20 protein-coding genes and 1 pseudogene are annotated in these 20,306 nt (G+C 47.9%); 19 read left to right on the top strand and 2 right to left on the bottom strand.

The genetic code is table 11. From position 1 onward, the window contains the following. The 3 genes from kynB (at nt 1) to D1970_RS06155 (ending at nt 3,186) form a co-directional block, all read left to right on the top strand. Complete coding sequence (gene kynB / locus D1970_RS06145) at nt 1-633, top strand: arylformamidase (protein ID WP_119112008.1); 633 nt, start codon at nt 1-3, stop codon at nt 631-633. Between the two features lie 59 nt (nt 634-692). After that, nucleotides 693-1,550 (top strand): tryptophan 2,3-dioxygenase, encoded by an 858-nt coding sequence (gene kynA / locus D1970_RS06150; protein ID WP_181213325.1) that lies wholly within the window; start codon nt 693-695, stop codon nt 1,548-1,550. A gap of 286 nt (nt 1,551-1,836) precedes the next feature. Beyond that, entirely contained in the window at nt 1,837-3,186 is a 1,350-nt protein-coding gene (locus tag D1970_RS06155) for a sodium-dependent transporter (RefSeq protein WP_119112009.1), read from the top strand. 703 nt (nt 3,187-3,889) lie between these two features. On the opposite strand, the gene pdxK is transcribed toward D1970_RS06155, so the two are convergent. Next, nucleotides 3,890-4,702 carry a pyridoxine/pyridoxal/pyridoxamine kinase gene (pdxK, locus tag D1970_RS06160; protein ID WP_119112080.1) on the bottom strand — a complete coding sequence of 271 codons (813 nt, stop codon included), beginning with the start codon at nt 4,700-4,702 and terminating at the stop codon, nt 3,890-3,892. A gap of 690 nt (nt 4,703-5,392) precedes the next feature. On the opposite strand from pdxK, the gene fdhD reads away from it, so the two are divergent. The 12 genes and pseudogenes from fdhD (at nt 5,393) to D1970_RS06220 (ending at nt 17,737) form a co-directional block, all read left to right on the top strand. Continuing rightward, nucleotides 5,393-6,184 carry a formate dehydrogenase accessory sulfurtransferase FdhD gene (gene fdhD / locus D1970_RS06165; protein ID WP_119112010.1) on the top strand — a complete coding sequence of 264 codons (792 nt, stop codon included), beginning with the start codon at nt 5,393-5,395 and terminating at the stop codon, nt 6,182-6,184. A 52-nt stretch (nt 6,185-6,236) separates the two neighbouring features. Further along, on the top strand, nt 6,237-6,809 hold the full coding sequence (locus D1970_RS23580) for a twin-arginine translocation signal domain-containing protein (RefSeq protein WP_209796893.1): 573 nt from the start codon (nt 6,237-6,239) through the stop codon (nt 6,807-6,809). A gap of 12 nt (nt 6,810-6,821) precedes the next feature. Next, nucleotides 6,822-9,224: pseudogene (gene fdnG, locus D1970_RS06175) on the top strand (formate dehydrogenase-N subunit alpha); the annotation flags it as partial. Then, on the top strand, nt 9,224-10,051 hold the full coding sequence (locus tag D1970_RS06180; RefSeq protein WP_119112013.1) for a 4Fe-4S dicluster domain-containing protein: 828 nt from the start codon (nt 9,224-9,226) through the stop codon (nt 10,049-10,051). The pseudogene fdnG and the gene D1970_RS06180, both read left to right, overlap by 1 nt. Next, a complete protein-coding gene (locus tag D1970_RS06185) occupies nt 10,044-10,751 on the top strand; it encodes a formate dehydrogenase subunit gamma (protein WP_119112014.1) in 708 nt (235 codons plus the stop codon). The genes D1970_RS06180 and D1970_RS06185 overlap by 8 nt, the downstream gene beginning before the upstream one ends. A 329-nt stretch (nt 10,752-11,080) precedes the next feature. Further along, entirely contained in the window at nt 11,081-11,878 is a 798-nt protein-coding gene (locus tag D1970_RS06190; RefSeq protein WP_119112015.1) for a formate dehydrogenase accessory protein FdhE, read from the top strand. 133 nt (nt 11,879-12,011) lie between these two features. After that, nucleotides 12,012-12,611: a molybdenum cofactor guanylyltransferase gene (gene mobA, locus D1970_RS06195; RefSeq protein ID WP_119112016.1), complete on the top strand. Its 600-nt coding sequence runs from the start codon at nt 12,012-12,014 to the stop codon at nt 12,609-12,611. A 114-nt stretch (nt 12,612-12,725) separates the two neighbouring features. Further along, complete coding sequence (locus tag D1970_RS06200; protein ID WP_119112017.1) at nt 12,726-13,958, top strand: molybdopterin molybdotransferase MoeA; 1,233 nt, start codon at nt 12,726-12,728, stop codon at nt 13,956-13,958. Between the two features lie 13 nt (nt 13,959-13,971). Beyond that, nucleotides 13,972-15,891 carry a molybdopterin biosynthesis protein gene (locus D1970_RS06205; protein WP_119112018.1) on the top strand — a complete coding sequence of 640 codons (1,920 nt, stop codon included), beginning with the start codon at nt 13,972-13,974 and terminating at the stop codon, nt 15,889-15,891. A 33-nt stretch (nt 15,892-15,924) separates the two neighbouring features. Continuing rightward, nucleotides 15,925-16,389 carry a molybdenum cofactor biosynthesis protein MoaE gene (locus tag D1970_RS06210; protein ID WP_119112019.1) on the top strand — a complete coding sequence of 155 codons (465 nt, stop codon included), beginning with the start codon at nt 15,925-15,927 and terminating at the stop codon, nt 16,387-16,389. Continuing rightward, complete coding sequence (moaD, locus tag D1970_RS06215; RefSeq protein WP_119112020.1) at nt 16,382-16,615, top strand: molybdopterin converting factor subunit 1; 234 nt, start codon at nt 16,382-16,384, stop codon at nt 16,613-16,615. Before D1970_RS06210 ends, moaD begins: the two co-directional genes overlap by 8 nt. 102 nt (nt 16,616-16,717) lie before the next feature. Further along, the gene (locus D1970_RS06220; protein WP_119112021.1) at nt 16,718-17,737 is read left to right on the top strand and encodes a MoeB/ThiF family adenylyltransferase; all 1,020 of its coding nucleotides are present in this window, start codon (nt 16,718-16,720) and stop codon (nt 17,735-17,737) included. A gap of 138 nt (nt 17,738-17,875) precedes the next feature. Here the strand turns inward: D1970_RS06220 and D1970_RS06225 are convergent, their stop codons facing one another. Next, nucleotides 17,876-18,205 (bottom strand): YflT domain-containing protein, encoded by a 330-nt coding sequence (locus D1970_RS06225; RefSeq protein WP_119112022.1) that lies wholly within the window; start codon nt 18,203-18,205, stop codon nt 17,876-17,878. 181 nt (nt 18,206-18,386) lie between these two features. Here D1970_RS06225 and D1970_RS06230 point away from each other — a divergent pair, with 181 nt between their 5' ends. The 4 genes from D1970_RS06230 (at nt 18,387) to D1970_RS06245 (ending at nt 20,287) form a co-directional block, all read left to right on the top strand. Continuing rightward, entirely contained in the window at nt 18,387-19,061 is a 675-nt protein-coding gene (locus tag D1970_RS06230) for a uracil-DNA glycosylase (protein WP_119112023.1), read from the top strand. A 202-nt stretch (nt 19,062-19,263) separates the two neighbouring features. Beyond that, nucleotides 19,264-19,446 carry a hypothetical protein gene (locus tag D1970_RS06235; protein ID WP_119112024.1) on the top strand — a complete coding sequence of 61 codons (183 nt, stop codon included), beginning with the start codon at nt 19,264-19,266 and terminating at the stop codon, nt 19,444-19,446. Between the two features lie 181 nt (nt 19,447-19,627). Then, nucleotides 19,628-19,894, top strand: a complete 267-nt coding sequence (locus tag D1970_RS06240; RefSeq protein ID WP_119112025.1) for a YwdI family protein — start codon at nt 19,628-19,630, stop codon at nt 19,892-19,894. Nucleotides 19,895-19,915: 21 nt separating this feature from the next. Further along, nucleotides 19,916-20,287: a DUF423 domain-containing protein gene (locus tag D1970_RS06245; protein ID WP_119112026.1), complete on the top strand. Its 372-nt coding sequence runs from the start codon at nt 19,916-19,918 to the stop codon at nt 20,285-20,287. Nucleotides 20,288-20,306: the final 19 nt, after the last annotated feature.

The following is a 20,306-nucleotide window of genomic DNA, read 5'->3' on the forward strand; positions in this document are numbered from 1 at the left end:
ATGAAGCACAAATGGATAGATATCTCACAGCCTCTATGCAATGATATTGCCCACTGGCCAGGAGATACCCCTTATAGATATGAAACAGCTTTTACAAAAGAGGCGACAGGGTCGGTCAATATCGGGAAAATCACGACAAGCCTGCATACAGGAACACATGTAGATGCGCCTTTTCATTTTAACGATGATGGCGAAAAAATCATTGACCTTGATATTGAACTGTATATAGGGCGGGCGCGGGTGATTGATGTCTCCTACGCAAGCCGGATCGATGCCAGCCTGCTGGGCGGATTTAGTCTTGACGGAGCGGAAAGGCTACTTCTGAAAACGGCGGTTCCGAATAATCCAGGCGTGTTTCCGGAGCGCATTCCGCTATTGGCGGCGGATATCGCTCCGTTTCTTGCGGAAAAAGGCGTGCGCCTGCTTGGCGTGGATGTCCCGTCAGTTGACCCGCTCGACAGCAAGGACATGGAAACACATCATGCTCTGTACGAAAATGGCATTCATATTCTCGAAAACATCATGCTTGATGATGTGGAAGAAGGAGATTACGAGCTGATTGCGCTGCCTTTGCCTTTGAAAGAAGCGGATGGAAGCCCCGTCCGGGCGGTAATCAGGCGGATTTTAGATTAAAAGGCAGATGGTTGTGCTGCAAGGGAGATTTCAGGGGTTTTATCATAAGGGGGATGTAGATGAGCATCGAAAAAGAAAACAAAGACGTTAATGCAACAACATCTGAAAAAAATATCCACACAGACTTTTCGAATAATATGACGTACGGGGAGTATTTGCAGCTTGATAAGATTTTAAGCGCGCAAAACAGGCTTTCAGGCCATCATGATGAAATGCTGTTCATTGTGATCCATCAGGTGAGCGAGCTGTGGATGAAGCTCATTCTCCATGAGATGAGAGCGGCAATCCAGTCGATTGAAAACAATGACCTTTCAGCAGCGCAGAAACGCCTGGCAAGGGTATCGAAGACGCAATCTCAAATCATTCAGGCGTGGGATGTGCTGGCAACGATGACGCCATCCGAGTATATGGAATTCCGTGATTCGCTCGGCCAGGCATCAGGCTTCCAATCCTACCAATATCGCATGGTGGAGTTCGCGCTGGGCTATAAAACGCCGCATGTCCTCAAAATTTACGAAAAGGATCCTGCGCTCCATGCTACATTAAAAGAAGCGTTCGAAGCACCAGGAATATATGATGTCAGCATCCGCGCGCTCCATAAGGCAGGATTGCCTATCGATGAGGAAGTCCTAGACAGGGACGTAACAAAAACGTATAAAGGAAATGAGTCAGTTCAAGCAGCTTGGATGACGGTTTACAGGAATCCAGAGAAGTACTGGGAGCTGTATGAGCTGGCGGAAAAGCTTGTGGACATTGAAGACTGGCTGCAGCAGTGGCGTTTCCGCCATATGAAAACGGTCGAAAGAATCATCGGCTTCAAAATGGGCACGGGCGGATCCTCAGGCGTCGGCTATTTGAAAAAAGTGCTCGACCAACGGTTTTTCCCGGAGCTATGGGATATTAGGACTGAGCTATAATCATAAGCGGGTTCTGTTTGGAATATGATGTGAAGGACCGGGGGATTCATGGGGAGAAGCTTGGGAAATAGTGAGTTTCTCCCGGGAAATGCCGGGATTCGGACAAAATCATAAGTGATTCGGACAAAAAATGCCGGGATTCGGACAGAAAAATGCTTCATTCGGACAGAAAACCTTGTGATTCGCCCAAATAGACAGAATATGTAAAAATAAAAAGAGGTAAAATGCGTTCATTCCAAAAGAATGGACCATCATATAAAGCTGGCATTATCATACAGGGGGTTCTATGAGTAAAAAACGAGAGCAGTGGTCATCAAAATTTGGATTTATCATGTCATCGGCAGGTGCTGCCATCGGGCTTGGGGCGATCTGGAAATTCCCGTATGTAACAGGGATGAGCGGCGGGGGCGCTTTCTTGATCATGTTCATTGCGTTTACCCTCTTGATTGGGCTGCCAATGCTGATTTCAGAATTTATTATCGGCAGGGGCGCGCAGAAAGAAGCGGTCGCTGCCTATCAAAAACTTGCCCCTGGCAGCTGGTGGACCATCACAGGCCGTTTGGGGGTCATCGGCTGTTTTCTGCTGCTATCCTTCTATGCGGTAGTCGGCGGCTGGGTTTTGATTTACAGCGTCATGGCTATCGGCGGTCAGGTCATCGAGCCTGGCACAAAGTTCCCGGAGCTGTTTGGTAGTATTACATCGACACCTGCCATAGCACTTCTTGGTTTGGCACTGTTCATGCTGATCAATATTGTTGTCATTTCATCAGGTATTCAAAACGGGATTGAAAAAGCAAGCAAATACATGATGCCGCTTTTATTTATCTTTTTTATCGTGCTTGTTGTCCGTTCCCTTACCTTGGATGGAGCAATGGAAGGGGTCAAGTTTTTCCTGAAACCTGACTTCTCGAAAATAACGGCAGAGTCAGCTCTTTACGCGCTGGGCCAGTCTTTCTTTGCCCTGGCGGTTGGTTTTTCATGTATGGTGACCTACAGCTCTTATCTTGATAAAAGTGTAAGCATCCCATCATCGGCCGGGTCTGTTGTCCTGATGAATATTTTTGTATCAATACTTGCGGGACTTGCGATTTTTCCGGTTGTTTTCGCATTCGGACTGGAGCCAGCGGAAGGCCCTGGACTGCTCTTTATGATCTTGCCTGCGGTGTTTTCTCAAATCCCACTCGGCGAGTTTTTCCTGGCCGTCTTTCTTGTATTGTTCCTGTTCGCAACTTTGACTTCTTCCTTTAGTTTACAGGAAATCATCGTATCGGCTTTTATCGAAAGCGGAAAATACAGCCGGAAGAAAATTTCCTGGATTTCGGGGCTTGTGGTGTTTGCTGCCGGCATACCTGCCGCGCTGTCATTCTCGGTGCTGAAAGACTTCCAGCTGTTCGAAAAAACAGTCTTCGACATGACCGATTATCTTGTCAGCAATATCATGCTTCCGCTTGGCTGCCTGCTCATCGCGCTCTTTATCTCCTTTAAAATGGATAAACAGCTCGTGCGGGACGAATTTGCTTTAAGCAGCTCGCACTCGCCTGTGATGTATACAGTCTGGAGCTTCCTCATGAAATGGATTGTTCCCCTTACGATCATCATCGTGTTTTTGAGCACGCTCGGCATTATAAAAAGCTGAAGGCTGCCTGGATTGCTGTGTAACTTAAGAAGTTTATGGAAAAGAGCACTATTGCTCAGCCTATCAAGCTGGACAATGGTGCTCTTTTTTGAGTTTTTTAGCTTGTTTCGGTGCCATATGCGTTATATTTCTGGCTAAAATCTTATTGTCAGGGAGAAAATTTTACTTTTCGCGCTTTCGAAAAAACATTTTGAGAGGTTTTGAGTGTAGCTTACTGTTCCCGAAAGTTTTTTGCAATGTACGGACAACCAAAAAAGCGTTTATTCCCGATTGCGGGCGATATATTCCCGATTAACACCGGGATATTCCAGATTATGAGCGATATATTCCCAATTATCACAATTATATTCCCAGTAGCTGGATTTAGGTTCTATATATGTAATTTTGAGTAAAATCCTTACCTCCCGCACCCATAAGAACGGTCAAAAAATCCGGCCGCCCCCTCAAGGGTGTGCCGGATTTATAATTACGTCTCTATTCAATGTTTTCATAGCTTATGTTTATGCTGGCTTTTCACCAGCCTGTGCACAAGATGAATTTTCTTGACGGGTCTTCAACCGCCCGCGCCCCAGCATATGTTTTTTCGCTGGAACTTCAACCTCCCGCGCCCCAGCGTTTGCTTTTTCGCTGGAACTTCCACCGCCTGTACACACACTTATGATTTCACGCAATGTTCTTCTCAGCCGGAAAACCTGCTGATTTTTTACTCCGCTTTTCCTGCCCCGCGGTATGCGCAGTGCATGGTTGGTCCTACATAATCATTCAGCCTGAAGCCGTTTCGGATAGCTTCGGTGATGAAGGCTTTGGCTACTTCGACTGCTTCCTCAACAGGCTTGCCTTTTGCCAGTCCCGCTGTGATTGCCGCTGCGAATGTGCAGCCTGCACCATGGGTGAAGGTTGTGCCGACTTTTTCTGATTCAAAAAGCCTGAATTCCTTTCCGTCGAACAGAAGGTCTACGGCTTTTTCGTGGTCCAGTTTGTTGCCGCCCTTGATCATGACATATTTCGCGCCAAGGTCGTGGATTTTTGCAGCAGCTTGTTTCATATCATCAATCGTGCGGATCGGGCCTGTCCCGGCAAGCTGCCATGCTTCAAACAAGTTCGGTGTTACCACTGTAGCCCTTGGGAGAAGAAGATCCCGCATTGCATCAGTATTCTCGGGCTGAAGCACTTCGTCTTCCCCTTTGCACACCATGACAGGGTCAATGACCACTTTATCGAGTTTATGCTCGTCCATCTTGCGAGCGGAAAGTTCAATGATATCTACAGAACCAAGCATTCCTGTCTTCATTGCATCGATTCCAAGCGACAGGATGGTATCAAGTTGCTTCTCGACAAGCTCGACTGGCTGAGGGAATACCTCGTGATTCCATCCTTGCGGAGACATCGTGACAATTGTCGTAAGGGCTGTCATCCCGTAGACACCCAACTCCTGGAATGTTTTTAAATCCGCCTGGATTCCAGCGCCGCCGCTGGTGTCGGAACCGGCGATTGTCATTACTTTTTTCATGGTCATACCTTTTTCCTCCCTGAAGTGGTTTACCCCGCTGATGGAGCGGATGAGAATTTGAAAAAATCTTAAATTTCCAACTACAGCTGTCCTGATTCCCGCATCATTGAGAGCTGGCGTGATTAAAGCATGAGCGGAACCTCGCAGCCCGCAGGAGAAAACAGGCGCTTTCGCCTTTTTATTATACCAAGAACAATGAAATTGACAAAGCAAGCGAGACGGTGCAATCAGGAATTTTTGGAGGAAAATGGATAGCTCTGCTTCCCTGTCTGAAGAGGAGAGGGGTTTTCCTTCATCTTTGATGAAAAGTATGAAAATTTTGTGGTTTAGGCGTGAGGAAAGTAACTGCTTAAGTAAATGGGAGTGTAATACCATATGTTATGAGGTTTTATGTCGGTTAACTTGAAGTGTTTTTTTCGGTTGAATGAGCCGTTCACAAATTGTTTGAAAAATGGACATGATTCCGCTGATGATTTGTAACAATTACATCACTGATAACCCATACACATCCTGTACATTGAAGTTAGAGACTTAGTTTTTCCAACGTTACAATGCTGTTTTGTGTTAGAACAATTGAAATAAAACAATTTGTGATGATTTTAACAGATGGCCCGAGACTTTGTTTTTTACAATAAAAGGGAACAGTTCGGCTAATCTGCCGCATTCGCTTAGGAAAGCTTAGAAGGGGTGAGGGGAATGACCAGAAAAGGCTGTCCCGATGAATATCCTGTAAACCTTGTGGTCAATGGGTATGAAATTGCTGTTTTTCAGCTGACAAATCACGATTTGGAAGACTGGGCATATGGTTACCTTTTTTCCGAGGGTTTAATAGAAAGCGCTGACGAAGTCCGCAGCGTATCTTTCGATGAGGGCTCAGGTTCGCTGCATGTTTCTTTGGATAATGGCTTCGATCCGGAACAAATGTTTTCGAAGAAAAAGCATTACACGGCAGGCTGCGGCCGGGGTGTTACTTTCTTCTCGATGACTGATGTAAAAAACTTTAAAAAAGTATCTTCCCGTGAAACCTACACGTTGAGTTATATATTGAAAAAACGGAGCGAATTTGCGCAAAACTCGCCGTTTTACCTTGAAACAGGCGGCATGCACGGCGCCTGCATTATTCATGAAGATGGCAGCATCGAAGTCCGCGAAGATATTGGACGCCACAATGCTGTCGATAAAATTATCGGCTACGCCATCCGGAATCGTCTGAAGGCAGAAAGGCTTGTCCTCCTGACAACCGGAAGGATTTCCTATGAAATGCTCTCGAAAGCAGCAAGATTCGGCTTTGCGGTCATTGGCTCCCGGACAGCTGCTACAAAACAAGCTGTCCAGCTAGCAAAGTTCCTCAATATTGAAGTAGCCGGCTATTTAAGAGGAAAAATGGCTACGGTGTATACGTCCGCGGGCAGGATCATCCCTGATCTCGAGCCCGGTTATCCCGGAAACAGATTTGAAAGGGGTGAAGCGGAGCCTGTACTGAATTAGAGAGAGAGAAAGAAAAGGGATGTTTAGTCAACTTTGGGAAGGAGAGAATAACGTGGTTGAAATCAATCTGAATCGCCGTCAGTTTTTAAAACTGTCAGGCGCAACTGCTGCAACCCTGGCGATCGTCGAGCTAGGCTTCAATGAAAAAGAAGCGTATGCGTCCTCAAAAGAATTTAAAATCGCCAAATCAACCGTAACACCAACCATCTGCTGCTATTGCGGCGTGGGCTGCGGAATTTTGGTCCACACAAAGGACAATGCCGTTGTCTATACAGAAGGAGATCCGGACCATCCGGTCAATGAAGGAAAGCTCTGCAGTAAGGGTACGACCATCAGGCAATTGTACACAACTGAAAAGCGCCTCACAAAACCTCTTTACCGTGCTCCTGGAAGCAGCAAATGGGAAGAAAAAGAATGGGACTGGATGTATGACAGGATTGCAAAACGTGTAAAAGAAACGCGGGATGCATCATTCGTCGATAAAGAGGACGGAATCATTGTCAACAAGACCGAGAGAATTGCAAGCCTTGGTGGCGCGGCTCTCGATAACGAAGAAACCTATCTGCTGTCTAAAATGATGAGAGGCCTGGGCATTGTCTATCTAGAGCATCAGGCCCGAATATGACACAGTTCAACGGTTGCCGGTCTGGCACCTACACTGGGTCGCGGAGCAATGACCAATCACTGGAATGACCTCCAGAACACCGATTGCGCCCTGATTATGGGAGCAAACCCTGCGGAAAACCATCCTATCAGCTTCCGCTGGCTTTTGAAAGCAAGAGAAAATGGCGGAAAAATTGTTTCGGTCGACCCTCGTTTTACAAGATCATCTTCCCAGGCGGATCTTTATGCACCGCTCCGTTCTGGTACAGATATCCCGTTTGTCGGCGGAATGATTAAATATGCTATCGACAACAATTTATTCCACAAAGAATATGTGGCGAAATATACGAACGCATCCTTTATCGTCAAGGAAGGGTTTGATTTTAAAGACGGCCTGTTCAGCGGCTATAACGAAGAAACACGCTCCTATGACAAAACAAAATGGGAGTTTGAAACAGCTGAAGATGGAACTCCAATCAGGGACGAGTCGCTCGAGAATCCTCGCTCCGTGTTCCAGCTTTTGAAGAAGCATTATTCACGCTATGATGTGGAAACTGTCGTCAATGTAACCGGAACACCGAAGAATGATTTCCTGAAAGTATGTGAAGCTTTCTGTTCAACAGGGAAGCCAGGGAAATCCGGTACGATCATGTACGCCATGGGGACGACCCAACATACGGTCGGCACGCAGAATGTCCGTGCATTCGGGATTCTTCAGCTGCTACTCGGTAACATCGGGCTTCCTGGCGGAGGAATCAACGCGCTTCGCGGAGAATCGAACGTTCAGGGATCGACAGACTTTGGACTGCTCTTCGGAGACCTGCCAGGCTATGTCGGCGCGCCGAAAGCACTTCCTGAGCATGCCTCACTGAAAGCCTATCTTGAAAAAGAAACACCAAAGACAGGCTACTGGAGCAACAAGCCGAAGTTCCTCGTCAGCATGCTGAAGGCCTGGTACGGCCCGAATGCTACGAAGGAGAATGAGTTCGGCTACCATAACATTCCAAAAGGAAACAAAAACTACTCTCACATGGCTCTGTTCAATGCGATGTATAAAGGCGAGCTGGACGGCACGTTCCTGATTGGGACAAACCCGGTTGTCGGCGGCCCGAATGCTGGCAAGGAAAAAGAAGCACTGAGCAAGCTAAAATGGATGGTGGCTGTTGACCTTTGGGAAACAGAAACGTCTGCTTTCTGGCAGAAGGATGCCGGCAGCAATCCTGAGAAAATTGATACAGAAGTATTCCTGCTTCCAGCTTGTTCTTCTTTTGAAAAAGAAGGCAGTGTTTCCAACTCTTCAAGATGGATGCAATACCGCTGGAAAGCGATCGAACCAAAAGGCGAGTCAAAAGCTGATCTTGAAATCATTCATTCTCTTGCTACGCGCATCAAGAAGCTTTACAAAAATGAATCGACACCTGCTGCCAAAACAATCAATGCACTTCATTGGGAGTATGGCGGACACGGGGAACATCCTGATATCGATGTGATCTGCAAGGAAATCAATGGTTACGATGCGAAGACAGGCAAGCTTGTTGCCAACTTCAATTCCCTTCTTGATGACGGAACCACCATCTGCGGTAACTGGATTTATTCCGGTTTCTATCCGGAAGAAGGAAAGAACCTATCGAAACGCCGTGATAACAAGGATACTGGCGGCGGCAACTTCCTGAACTGGTCGTATGCATGGCCGATGAACCGTAGGATCCTGTACAACCGGGCGTCTGCAGACCCAAGCGGAAAACCGTGGAGCAAGGAAAAAGCCGTTATCTGGTGGGATGGCCTCCAGAAGAAATGGGTCGGGAATGATGTCCCTGACTTCAAGCCGGTTGTATCACCTTCCGAGCCTGGCGGACAGAATCCGTTCATCATGATGAAGGACGGAGTCGGAGGTGTATTTGCACCATCACTGAATGACGGACCGTTCCCTGAGCATTATGAACCGTTTGAAAGCCCTGTTGCGAACCTGTTCTCAAAACAGGAAATGAACCCGACAGTTTTCATTTTTGATGGAAGCTTCAATAAAAAAGGAAATAAGAGCAAGTTCCCAATTATCGGAACGACTTACCGTGTGAGCGAGCACTGGCAGTCCGGAACGATGACGCGTAACCAGGAATGGCTCTCTGAGTTGGCCGCCCATATGTTCATAGAAATGAGCGAAGAACTCGCCAAGGAAAAAGGAATCAAGAACAAGGACAAAATCATTGTCAGCTCCGCGCGCGGCGAAATCACAGCCTACGCGATGGTGACCAAGCGCTTTAAGCCGCATAAAATGAACGGGAAAACCGTCCACCAAATCGGTATGCCTTGGCATTTCGGCTACAAAGGATTCGCGACAGGGGACACAGCAAACCGCCTGACACCTCATATTGGGGATGCAAATACGAACATCCCTGAGTTCAAGGCATTCCTCTGCAACGTAAGGAGGGCTGACTAATGGTGGAATACGCTAAATATGTCGATGTAACAAAATGTGATGGATGCCGTGCCTGCATGGTTTCCTGTAAAAACTGGAATGACCTTCCTGCTGAACCGCAGGATTTTCTCGGAAGCAACCAGTCACATGCGAAAGTGACTGCGAATACTTGGAATGTCCTGTCTTTTATTGAGCATGAAAATTCTAAAGGCAACCTGGAATACTTGTTCCGCCACTCTGCCTGCTTCCACTGCAAGGAGGCAGCCTGCGTAAAGGTTTGCCCGGAAGAAGCATTGCATTATACGGATTTCGGAACAGTAGTAATCAATGACGAGAAATGCGTCGGCTGCGGTTACTGTGTGCAGAACTGCCCGTTTGATGTAGTATCCCTTGCCACTTACAAGGATAAGCACGGCAAGGAATATAAGAAGGCGCAAAAATGCACGATGTGCACAGATCGCCTCGAGGAAGGAATGCAGCCTGCCTGCGTTACTGTCTGCCATACTGGCGCGATGGAATTTGGCGAAAAAGACAAGATGATTCAGAAGGCGGAAAAGCGCCTTGCTGAAATCAAAGGTAAGTTCCCGAATGCGAATATTTATAACCCTGCAGGGGTAGGCGGCACGCATGCAATCTATGTGCTTGCTGAAAAACCTTCAGTATACGGCCTGCCAGAGAACCCAAAAGTTCCGACTTCTGCAGTGATTTGGAAAGATTACGCGCAGCCAATCGGAAAAATGATGCTCGGTGCCACTACGATGGCGGTCATTGGAGCATATATTTCCAACAAGATTTTCTACAAGGAAGACCATGGACACGATGAAAACGGAGGTGGAAGCAATGAGTAAGCAGCAACAGCCTGTTGTCCAGGTGCGGCGGTTTTCGATGGCATTCGTCATTGCGCATGCTGTTAACGCCTTCGCTTTCTTTGCCCTGTATATTACTGCTCTTCCGATGTACACGGAGTTTTTCGACTGGCTTTATCCAGTGCTTGGCGGGCCTGCAACTGCCCGCCTGCTTCACCGGATATTCGCAGTTATGTTTATCACGCCGACTTTCATCTGGATGATTTTTGACCCGAAAGGTTTCAAGCTCTGGCTGAAAGAGCTTGTAACATGGAAAAAGAGGGATATCGAGTTTTTCACCGAATTTGTTAAAGAACTATTCGGCTTTAAGTTCAAGCATGTAAGGCAGAGCTTTTTTAACGCCGGTGAAAAAATCAACTCATTCATCCAAATCATTACGGCAATCATTGTAATCGGATCTGGATTCACATTGTGGTTTCCGGAGCTGTTCCCAAAAGTGATTGTCCAGTGGGGGTACTTCCTTCATAATCTTGGTTTCGGCCTTGCAATTGCGGTTGTGGTCGGACATATCTACCTGAGTGTCATCCACCGCCACTCGAGCCCTGGGTATTCAGGCGTCATTACAGGAAAAGTTCCTGCGTGGTGGGCAAAGGGTCATTACCCAGACTGGTACGATGAAGAAGTGGAAAAGGGAAATTTCCCGGATCTTGACAAAGAAGATAAAAAGCCTAAAGGCGCATGATTGATGCCCTCGTATAGAAGGGAATAATGAGGGGAATGGCTGTCTGAAAAGAACGGCCATTCCTTTACTAATAAGTAAGAATGCATATCGTTTCATATTTTGGCAACTGTCTAGCTGTAGCGCCCAGCGACTAGTGGACTTTGCCCACCTCTCTGCGATAAGTCAGCATCGAATGTCCTGTGATTTTCGTGTTTTTTTATCCTGAAGCCGGTGTGCTACATTCCTCATGTCACTTAATGGGCGCTTACGCTTTTCTGGCCATGTTCTGAACATCCTGCGGCCGCTTAGGTGGGTTTAGCGGGAAGTAAAAGAAAAGAGGGTGCGGCAAGATGAAAAAGTCTGTTGTTTCGAAAGAATACCAAAATCTGCAGAAGGAAATTCTTCTCCTTCAGGAGCAGTGGAAACAAAGCTTGAGCCCGGACACAGTCAAACCTAATCCCGACAAGGCGGGCATTGCGGCAGGTGTGCCGGCAGCTGCGCTAGCGTCTATTGATTTTGATATTTCCCTATTTTTACAGTGGATACAGGAAGTCGGAGAACTGCTGAGCCGGAAAAATCCGGAATTGGCTGAGATGCTGGGCCGAGTTCAGGGATTGTTGAATGAAGAGACGGGAATTCGCTGGATTGATGAGGCATTTGCACTGAATGTCCAGTATTTTGCAAGCTTTGCGGAAGAGAACAATCTGGATGGATGGATTCCGCAATTTTTGGCAGAAACGGCATTGCGGCCATATTTGCAGCTGACTGCAGAAAAGTTCCAGAACCAAATATCCTCAGGAGTTCCAGGTACAGGCTGCCCTGTGTGCGGTGAACCAGTCAGGCTCGCCCAGCTTGAAGGAGAAGGAAAAAAAGTCATTAACTGCCCGCGCTGTCTGGCCCACTGGAACGAGAAACGGCTGTCATGCGCGCACTGCGGCAACAGCGATCATGAAACAATCCGCTTCTTGACTGTAGAAGGAGACGAATCCTCACAAATCCAGGTATGCGAAAAATGCAAAGGCTACACAAAAGTTATTGATACTAGGCAATTCATTTCCACGCCATCATCTGCTATGCTAGATTTAACAACGATCCACCTCGATTTCGTCGCACAGGAAAACGGGTACACGCCAGGACCATCACGCTGACGCAATGAAGCACCACCCCACCTCAGCGTGCCTGACCCCCGGCGCGGTGACGCAATGAAGTGTCACTCCGCCTCAGCGTGCCTGACCCCCAGTGCGGTGATGCGTTACCATATATATAAAGAAGGTGCTGTCTATGAAGGCCGGAGCAATTATTCTGGCAGGCGGTAAGTCGAGCAGGATGGGCAAGAACAAAGCCTTGCTGCATTTGAATGAGAAAACGAATATTGAGAGAATCAGGGATGAGCTGAGGTCTGTGTTCGATGATATTATCCTCGTCGCCAACGACCCTGAAACCTATCACTTTTTAAACATAAGGACAGTGAAAGATGACTACCCTGGAAAAGGGCCGCTTGCTGGTCTCCATGCAGGACTGAATGCATCGCATTACGAGGAGAATATTGTCGTTGCCTGCGATATGCCGTTTGTCTCAGCGGAACTCGCGCTCAATATCGTCAAGAACCTTAAGCATTTTGACGCCATTGTACCTGTCGTTGAAGGAAAGCGCCACCCGCTGTTTGCTGCCTACCAGAAAAGGATCGCGGATGACGCGGGCAGCTGCCTCAATGAGGGCCGCCTCCGCATGAATGATCTCCTCGAGCGTATCAATGTGAGGTATGTTGATGAAACCGACATGCTTGCTTTTGGGGACGGGAATTCGGAACTCGCTTTTTACAACATGAACCATCCTCATGAATACGAAGAAGCAAAAAAATGGGCAGAAGGCAAAGACTGAGACTTCATTCAGGCTATGAATGTTCCATCGTAAAATTGCTGGTACATCGCCCTGCCTGAAAAGGGCGTTCCAGAAGCAAATCTGCTTTGGCCAGAAAGGGGTGCGGGATCAACCATGAAGTTTTTCAATGTAAAAACAGTCGAAGAAACTTTTTCCCTGATAGATGAAAAAATCAGCAAAATAAACGGAACGGAAACTTGTCCCTTAAAGGAAGCCCTGCACCGGGTCCTGGCAGAAGATATCACCGCAAAGGAAAATGTTCCTGCCTTTGACCGCTCGACAGTGGACGGATATGCGGTATTTGCAAGGGATACATATGGTTCATCAGAATCAATGCCCGGCTTTTTGACTGCAGCTGGAGAAGTCGAAATGGGAGAAGAAGCTGTTTTTCCGCTTTCGAGAGGGAACGCGATTTATGTTCCGACAGGAGGCATGCTTCCTCCGAATAGCGACAGTGTCCTCATGATCGAGCATTGCGAGGATATCGGCGGCTTGCTTAATACATACCGCCAGGTGGCTCCGGGCGAAAATGTCATCAGGGCCGGAGAAGACATCAAGGCTGGAGAAACAATCCTGAAAGCCGGGACCAAATTGCGTCCCCAGGAAATCGGGGCGCTGGCCTCACTTGGAGTAAGAGAAGTCCCTGTGTACCGGAAAATCACGGCGGCCTACCTTTCCACAGGCGATGAAATTGTCCCGTACGAAACCGAATCACTTGAAACAGGGCAAGTGCGCGACATTAACTTTTTGACAGTAGCAGGCCTGGCGGATGAATGGGGAATCGATGTCATCTACGGCGGCATCACGGCCGATGAATACGGTGAATTCTCAGAGCGCGCCAGGGAGCTTTATGAGCGGGCAGACTGCCTGATCCTTTCCGGTGGAAGCTCTGTCGGGGCAAAGGATTACACGACTGAAGTCATCCAGTCGCTTGGAGAGCCAGGCGTCTTTGTCCATGGAATATCAATTAAACCTGGCAAACCGACAATCCTTGCTGTGGCAGACGGCAAACCTGTCATCGGGCTGCCCGGCCATCCCGCTTCGGCCATGATCATTTTCCGGCTCTTCGGCGAACGGATACTGAAAAGGCTGAAAGGGGAAGACACCGGCAGCAGACCCGAACGGATTTATGCCAGAATTACAAAAAATATCGCTTCTTCCCCGGGAAGGTCAGACTATATCCGTGTCAGGCTAACCGAGACAGAGGGAGAATGGTGGGCAGAACCGATTATCGGAAAGTCCGGCCTCATTACAACACTTGTAAAAAGCGATGGAATCGTTGAAATCAATTCCGCTAAGGAAGGAATTTCGCAAGGGGACTATGTGCCCGTTATCCTGTCGACATAAGGAGGACCGCAAAATGGATGGAAAAAGATACAATCGTAAAATATACCTTGAGGACAAGCCGCGCCAGGAGGCCCAAGCGGAAATCCTGTCCGCTTTCACAATTTCTCCCGAACGGGAAATGGTCCCGACAGGCGGCGCCCTTGGACGGATTACGGCCCAGCCGGTTTTTGCGAACGTTTCGATGCCCCATTACCATGCGTCCGCAATGGATGGAATTGCCGTCAATGCAGAAGACACATATGAAGCCCATGAACAGCGGCCTCTTCACTTAAAGCAAGGGCAGCAGTTTGTCTATGTTGACACAGGCAACAGCATCCCGCCAGAGTTCAATGCCGTCATCATGATTGAACATATCCACGAGGTCGATAATGAGACGATTGAAATTATTGAACCAGCCACCCCTTGGCAGCATATCCGGCCAATTGGAGAGGATATTGTCCAGGAGGAAATGCTATTTCCCCAAGGCCATGCTTTAAGGCCGGCTGACCTTGGAGCTCTGCTGGCAGCAGGCGTTACCGAAGTTCCTGTCGCCAAAAAACCAGTTATATCCATTATTCCTACAGGCAATGAACTCGTTGTTTCAGATGCAGGCCGTGCCCCTGGAAGGATCATTGAATTCAACGGAACGGTTTTCGCGAACTATGTCAGGGAGTGGGGAGGCGAACCGGCCCTTTCGCAAATCGTGAAAGATGATCCTGACAAAATCAAGCAGGCCCTCCTCGATGCTACGGAGACATCGGATATTGTTGTCATCAATGCAGGCTCGTCAGCAGGTTCAAAAGATTATACTGTTCATATGATCGAAGAGCTTGGAACAGTCTTTACCCATGGGGTAGCCACGAGGCCGGGAAAGCCTGTTATTCTCGGGCAAATCAATGGTAAAATAGTGGTAGGTGTACCGGGATATCCTGTATCAGCCTATCTTGCGCTAGAATGGTTCGTAAGACCGCTGATCTGCAAATATCTTCAGATACCTGAGCCAAGACGCCAAAAAATCGAAGTCAAGCTCGGCCGTCGGATTGTTTCCGGAATGGGTGCGGAAGACTTTATCAGAATGAATATCGGCTATGTGAATGGACAATTTATCGCCAACCCGCTTACGAGAGCGGCAGGGGTCACCATGTCCCTGGTCAGGGCGGACGGACTGCTCGTTATCCCAGCAAGCCAGCTCGGCTATGAGCAGGGAGAGACTGTCGAAGTTGAACTCCTCAAACCGCTTGAAGAAATTAAAAACAGCATTGTTTTCAGCGGCAGCCATGACCTGACGATTGATCTGCTTTCCTCTCATCTAAAAAGCAGGGAAACTGAAACGAAAATTGTATCTTCCCATGTCGGAAGCATGGCCGGTTTATTGGCAATCCGAAAAGGGGAAGCCCATGTAGCGGGTATTCATTTGCTTGATCCGCAAACGAAGGAATACAATGTTTCTTATGTAAAAAAAATGCTAGCTGGACAAAAAGTTGTCCTCTATCCATTCCTGAAACGGAAGCAAGGCTGGATTGTCGCTAAAGGCAACCCGCTCGGCATCCATAATGCAGGGGACTTGGCACGGCAGCATGCGGAATATGCCAACCGCCAGAAAGGCGCAGGCACAAGGATCCTCTTTGACCTGCTTCTGGACGAAACTGGCCTTGATCCTGAACAAATAAACGGCTATGACCGCGAAATGTTTTCCCATTTAAGTGTGGCAGCAGAAGTAAAAGGGAATGAAAAGGCTGCAGGCCTCGGAATCTTCCCGGCTGCAAAAGCAATGAATCTTGATTTTATCCCGGTTGCGGACGAGTCATATGACTTGCTGATGACAGCCTCTTTTTTTGAAAGCAGGCAAGGGAATGCGCTAATTTCCGTCATCGCGTCGGAAACGTTCCAAGCCGATGTAGGGCGGATTGGCGGTTATTCGGTCGTCCGTGGCGCGGTACCATTATATTTTTAATATCATTTCTAGAGCAAAGCTGAGGTGGCCGAAATGAATTACGAAATATCCAAGGTTGCAATTGATATTCAGGCCGTAATCGATAAAGTGGTCCAGCGCGAGGCTGGGGCGATTACGACTTTTATTGGAACTGTAAGGGAACTGACAGAAGGAAAAAAAACCTTATTCCTGATTTACGAAGCATACGAGTCAATGGCAGTTAAGAAACTCCAGCAAATTGGTGATGAAATCAAAGAGCGCTGGAACGGGGCAGAAGTCGCAATTACCCATAGAGTTGGCCGGCTGGACATTACCGATGTAGCAGTTGTCATCGCCGTATCGACTCCGCACAGGGCAGATGCTTACGAAGCCAACAGGTATGCGATTGAACGAATCAAGGAAATTGTCCCGATTTGGAAAAAAGAGCATTGGGAAGACGGTCAGAAATGGATCGGCAACCAGCTCGAAACCGTTTCATATCCATCAGGGAAACCGGAGGGAGATGACCTCAATGAATAAGATTCTATTTTTTGCCCATTTGCGAGATGAAGCCGGAGAAGAATCAGTTATGCTGGAGGCTTCCGGCAAAACGGTAGCCGAGCTGAAAGCGTTCGTTGCCGAAAATTATGGCATCCATAAGCTTGATACGGCAATGGCTGCAATCAATGAAGAGTTTGCGCCAAATGAAGAAATGATCAAAGAAGGGGACGTCATTGCCTTTATCCCGCCAGTAAGCGGAGGCTGACGTCTCTGCTTTTTTGTAAAAATAAAGCGCAAGCGACGCGTGCTGCTGCCGGATCGATCGAACAGGAAGCAGCTGTTAAGCCGAAAAAGGAGGACGAAAACGATGTCAGACAGATATTCTCGTCAGACGCTGTTTCCACGGATTGGCCGGGAAGGGCAGGATAAAATCAAAAGCAAGCATGTTCTCATCGTAGGGGCAGGGGCGCTGGGATCAGGTAATGCAGAAGTTCTCGCAAGGGCGGGTATTGGCCGGCTGACGATCATTGACCGCGATTATGTGGAGGAGAGCAATCTGCAGCGCCAGCAGCTTTACACCGAGGAAGATGTGGCTGAAAAGCTGCCCAAAGCCGCAGCGGCGAAAATGCGGCTCGAAAAGATCAATTCTGAAGTTGAAATAGAAGCACTGATTGGCGACGCCACGCCTGAAGTAATGGCAGGCCTCATCGGTGATGTCGATTTAATGATAGATTCAACCGATAACTTCGAAACACGGATGGCCATTAATGATATTTCCCAAAAATACCGCATTCCCTGGATCTATGGTGCCTGCGTGGCCAGCTTTGGCATGAGCTTTACAATCGTACCGGGTGTGACGCCATGCCTGAACTGTCTCCTGAAGGCTGTTCCGCTTCAGGGTCTGACTTGCGATACGGGCGGGATCATCGGCCCTGCCGTTCAAATGGTCATAGCCCATCAGACAGCAGAAGCGTTAAAAATTCTCGTCGAAGACTTTGATGCCGTCCGGCCGTCGCTCGTCAGCTTTGACCTTTGGCGCAATGACTACACCAGCATGAAAATGTCCCGCGCAAAAGATCCTGGCTGCCTCAGCTGTGGACAAAATCCGGAGTACCCATACCTTAATGAGGCAAACAGGATGAAAACGGCCGTCCTCTGCGGTCGGGATACAGTCCAAATCAGGCCGCCGCACGCCAGTACGGTCGATCTGCAGGAAATGTCCGGAAATCTATCTGCCCTTGGCTATGAGGTAAAGGGCAATCCATATTTGCTATCAGCCGAAATGTCCGAAAATCGCTTTGTCATTTTCAGGGACGGCCGTGCGCTTATTCATGGAACGAAAGATGTAGCCCAGGCCAAAAGCCTGTACCAGCGGTTGTTTGGGTGAGGTTCTAAGCTCTGGCGGCTAAGGCTAGAGGGTTTGTTTTTGATGTATTTTCGGTATCAGCTCGAGTTCCGTGGGCAGTAAAAAAAGCCCCCTGTCAGCATAAACACTGTCAGGGGGCTTTATAATGGCTAGGCCATTTTATTTTTTTATGTCGGATGCTACAAGAACGAGACGGCCTTTGTCCAGCTCCATTTCATATTGGTCCGCTTCTTCTATTGTCATTCCAAGTGATTCGAATTTGGAGCGCAGTTCGTCACCGCGGGATTTAAACATATTGCCGATTGACTGGAAGAAGCCCTGTTCCTTGAAACCGACTTCGCCTGTTTCGGTGGCTTCCGTCAAATGTTCGCTGCGATCCGTGCTGTGGGCGAAAATAAAGATGTTTTCCTTCGCGAACCCTTCCATTTCGAGCATGCTGATTTTTTCATTAGCCTGTACGCCGTTTTCAACAACTAGTGCTTTATACATTTAGTATACCTCCTTGAAAATTTCGGTTATTGATCTTAGGAATCACTGTGTCGTGATTCCCTGTCCCTTTTTTATATATCCGATATTATAAGATATAAACATTTGGACAATTGTCGATCTTATGCTTTTTCAAAGGAAAAAAGGGGTAGTGTAAGAGAAAAAAGACAGAAAGGCGGATTATATGGGAAAAAATATTTTACATAACGGCTGGGCCCCACTGCTCTCAGGTGAATTTGAAAAGCCATACTATGAGGCGCTGCGGGAGTTCTTAAAGCTAGAATACGAGAAAGAAACAATCTATCCGCACAAGGAGGATATTTTTAATTCCCTTCACTATACCGACTACCCGGATGTAAAAGTTGTGCTGCTCGGCCAGGATCCATACCATGGACCCAGTCAGGCTCACGGCCTGAGTTTTTCCGTTAAACCTGGCGTTGCCATTCCGCCATCGCTCCGGAATATTTTCAAGGAACTGAATAACGACCTTGGCTGCAGCATCCCCTCTCACGGATATTTGAAAAAATGGGCCGACCAAGGCGTCCTTATGCTCAACACTGTTTTAACCGTGAGGGAAGGGCGGGCGCATTCCCATAGGGGAAAGGGCTGGGAAACCTTTACCGACAAAGTGATCACTCTCTTGAATGAACGCGAAAAGCCGGTGATTTTCCTCCTTTGGGGCAAACCTGCCCAGGAAAAAATGAAGCTGATCGACAAAGAAAAGCATGTAATGATCACATCTCCACATCCAAGCCCGCTCTCCGCCCGAAGAGGCTTCTTTGGCAGCCGCCCGTTTTCAAAGGTCAACGAGAACTTGCATCAGCTTGGCGAGCAGGAAATAGACTGGCAGATTGATTGATTTTTAGGATTGCTGTTGGTGTAATGGATGGTTTTATCGTTATATGAAACTTTAGGACGGGGAATTTCCCCGTCTCTTTGTTTGTCGGAGCAGGCGGACTAAAAATGAGCCGGGATTGGAGGGGCTGCGGTCCTCAATAGGGATAAACGAACAACCTGAATAAGACTAGTCTTGGTTTAAGGCCATGATGCAGGCGGAATGAGTGTCAGGGCTGGCAGTAATTCAGGATATCGACCAACTTTTAGAATATATCAACCAGCCAGCTCGTGATTTCCACCAGTTATGGAGCGATATCGACCAGCTGCTGCCAGAAATCAATCAACACTCGCAATATATCAACCAAACGCTAGCGAATCCTGGAATTTTCCCAACTGACAATGAATAGCAGACTGAATTCGACACTGTTCCCCATGTTTCACGTGAAACGGACGCAATCTGCTCCAGAATCCAGTGGGCAGAGGACAAGAAATGACAGGCTTTTCGGAGGCGGGCTATTCGAAAAATAAATTCGAATACTGTACAATGAACGTAAGAGTTATGACATACATCATAAAGCAGGTGAGTTTGTGGATATTTCACTTCAAAAATTGCTGGCAAAGATGGAAGAACAAATAAAAGGGGCCAGAGCCGCTTCCTCAGCGTCGGAAATGAGAGAAAAAATACATACGATCCAAACGCTGTGCGAGCTTGTTCTTGATGAGCCAAAAGCTGGGCCGGCACCAGAACCGAAAATCAGCATGATCCAGCAAAGCCCTGTTCCAGCCACGTTGCAGCAGCCAAAGAGGCTTGAGGCAGAAGGCGGAGCCAATGGGGAGTCGCTGTTCGATTTTTAACACAATGGGGGATTGAGAATCATGAAAACATTTATCATCATTGGCGCAATCAATGCTTTCCTGGCAGTCGCGCTTGGGGCATTCGGGGCGCACGGCCTGCAGGGGAGAGTAGAGCAGAAGTATATTGAAAACTGGCAGACAGGTGTGACATACCAAATGTTCCATGCAGTCGGCTTGCTTGTTATCGGCGTTTTGCTGGGCAGACTGCCAGCGAGCTCGCTTTTGTCCTGGTCTGGCTGGCTTATGCTCATCGGGATCATCCTTTTCTCGGGAAGCCTCTACGTACTGACGCTGACGAAAATCAGCATCCTTGGGGCCATCACTCCATTCGGAGGAGTTTCTTTCCTTGTTGCTTGGGTCTTGATGATTATCGCCGCAGCAAAATATCTATAAAAAAAATCGCGCCCATACA

This window comes from Mesobacillus zeae (assembly GCF_003570705.1).
Taxonomy (GTDB): domain Bacteria; phylum Bacillota; class Bacilli; order Bacillales; family Cytobacillaceae; genus Mesobacillus_C; species Mesobacillus_C zeae.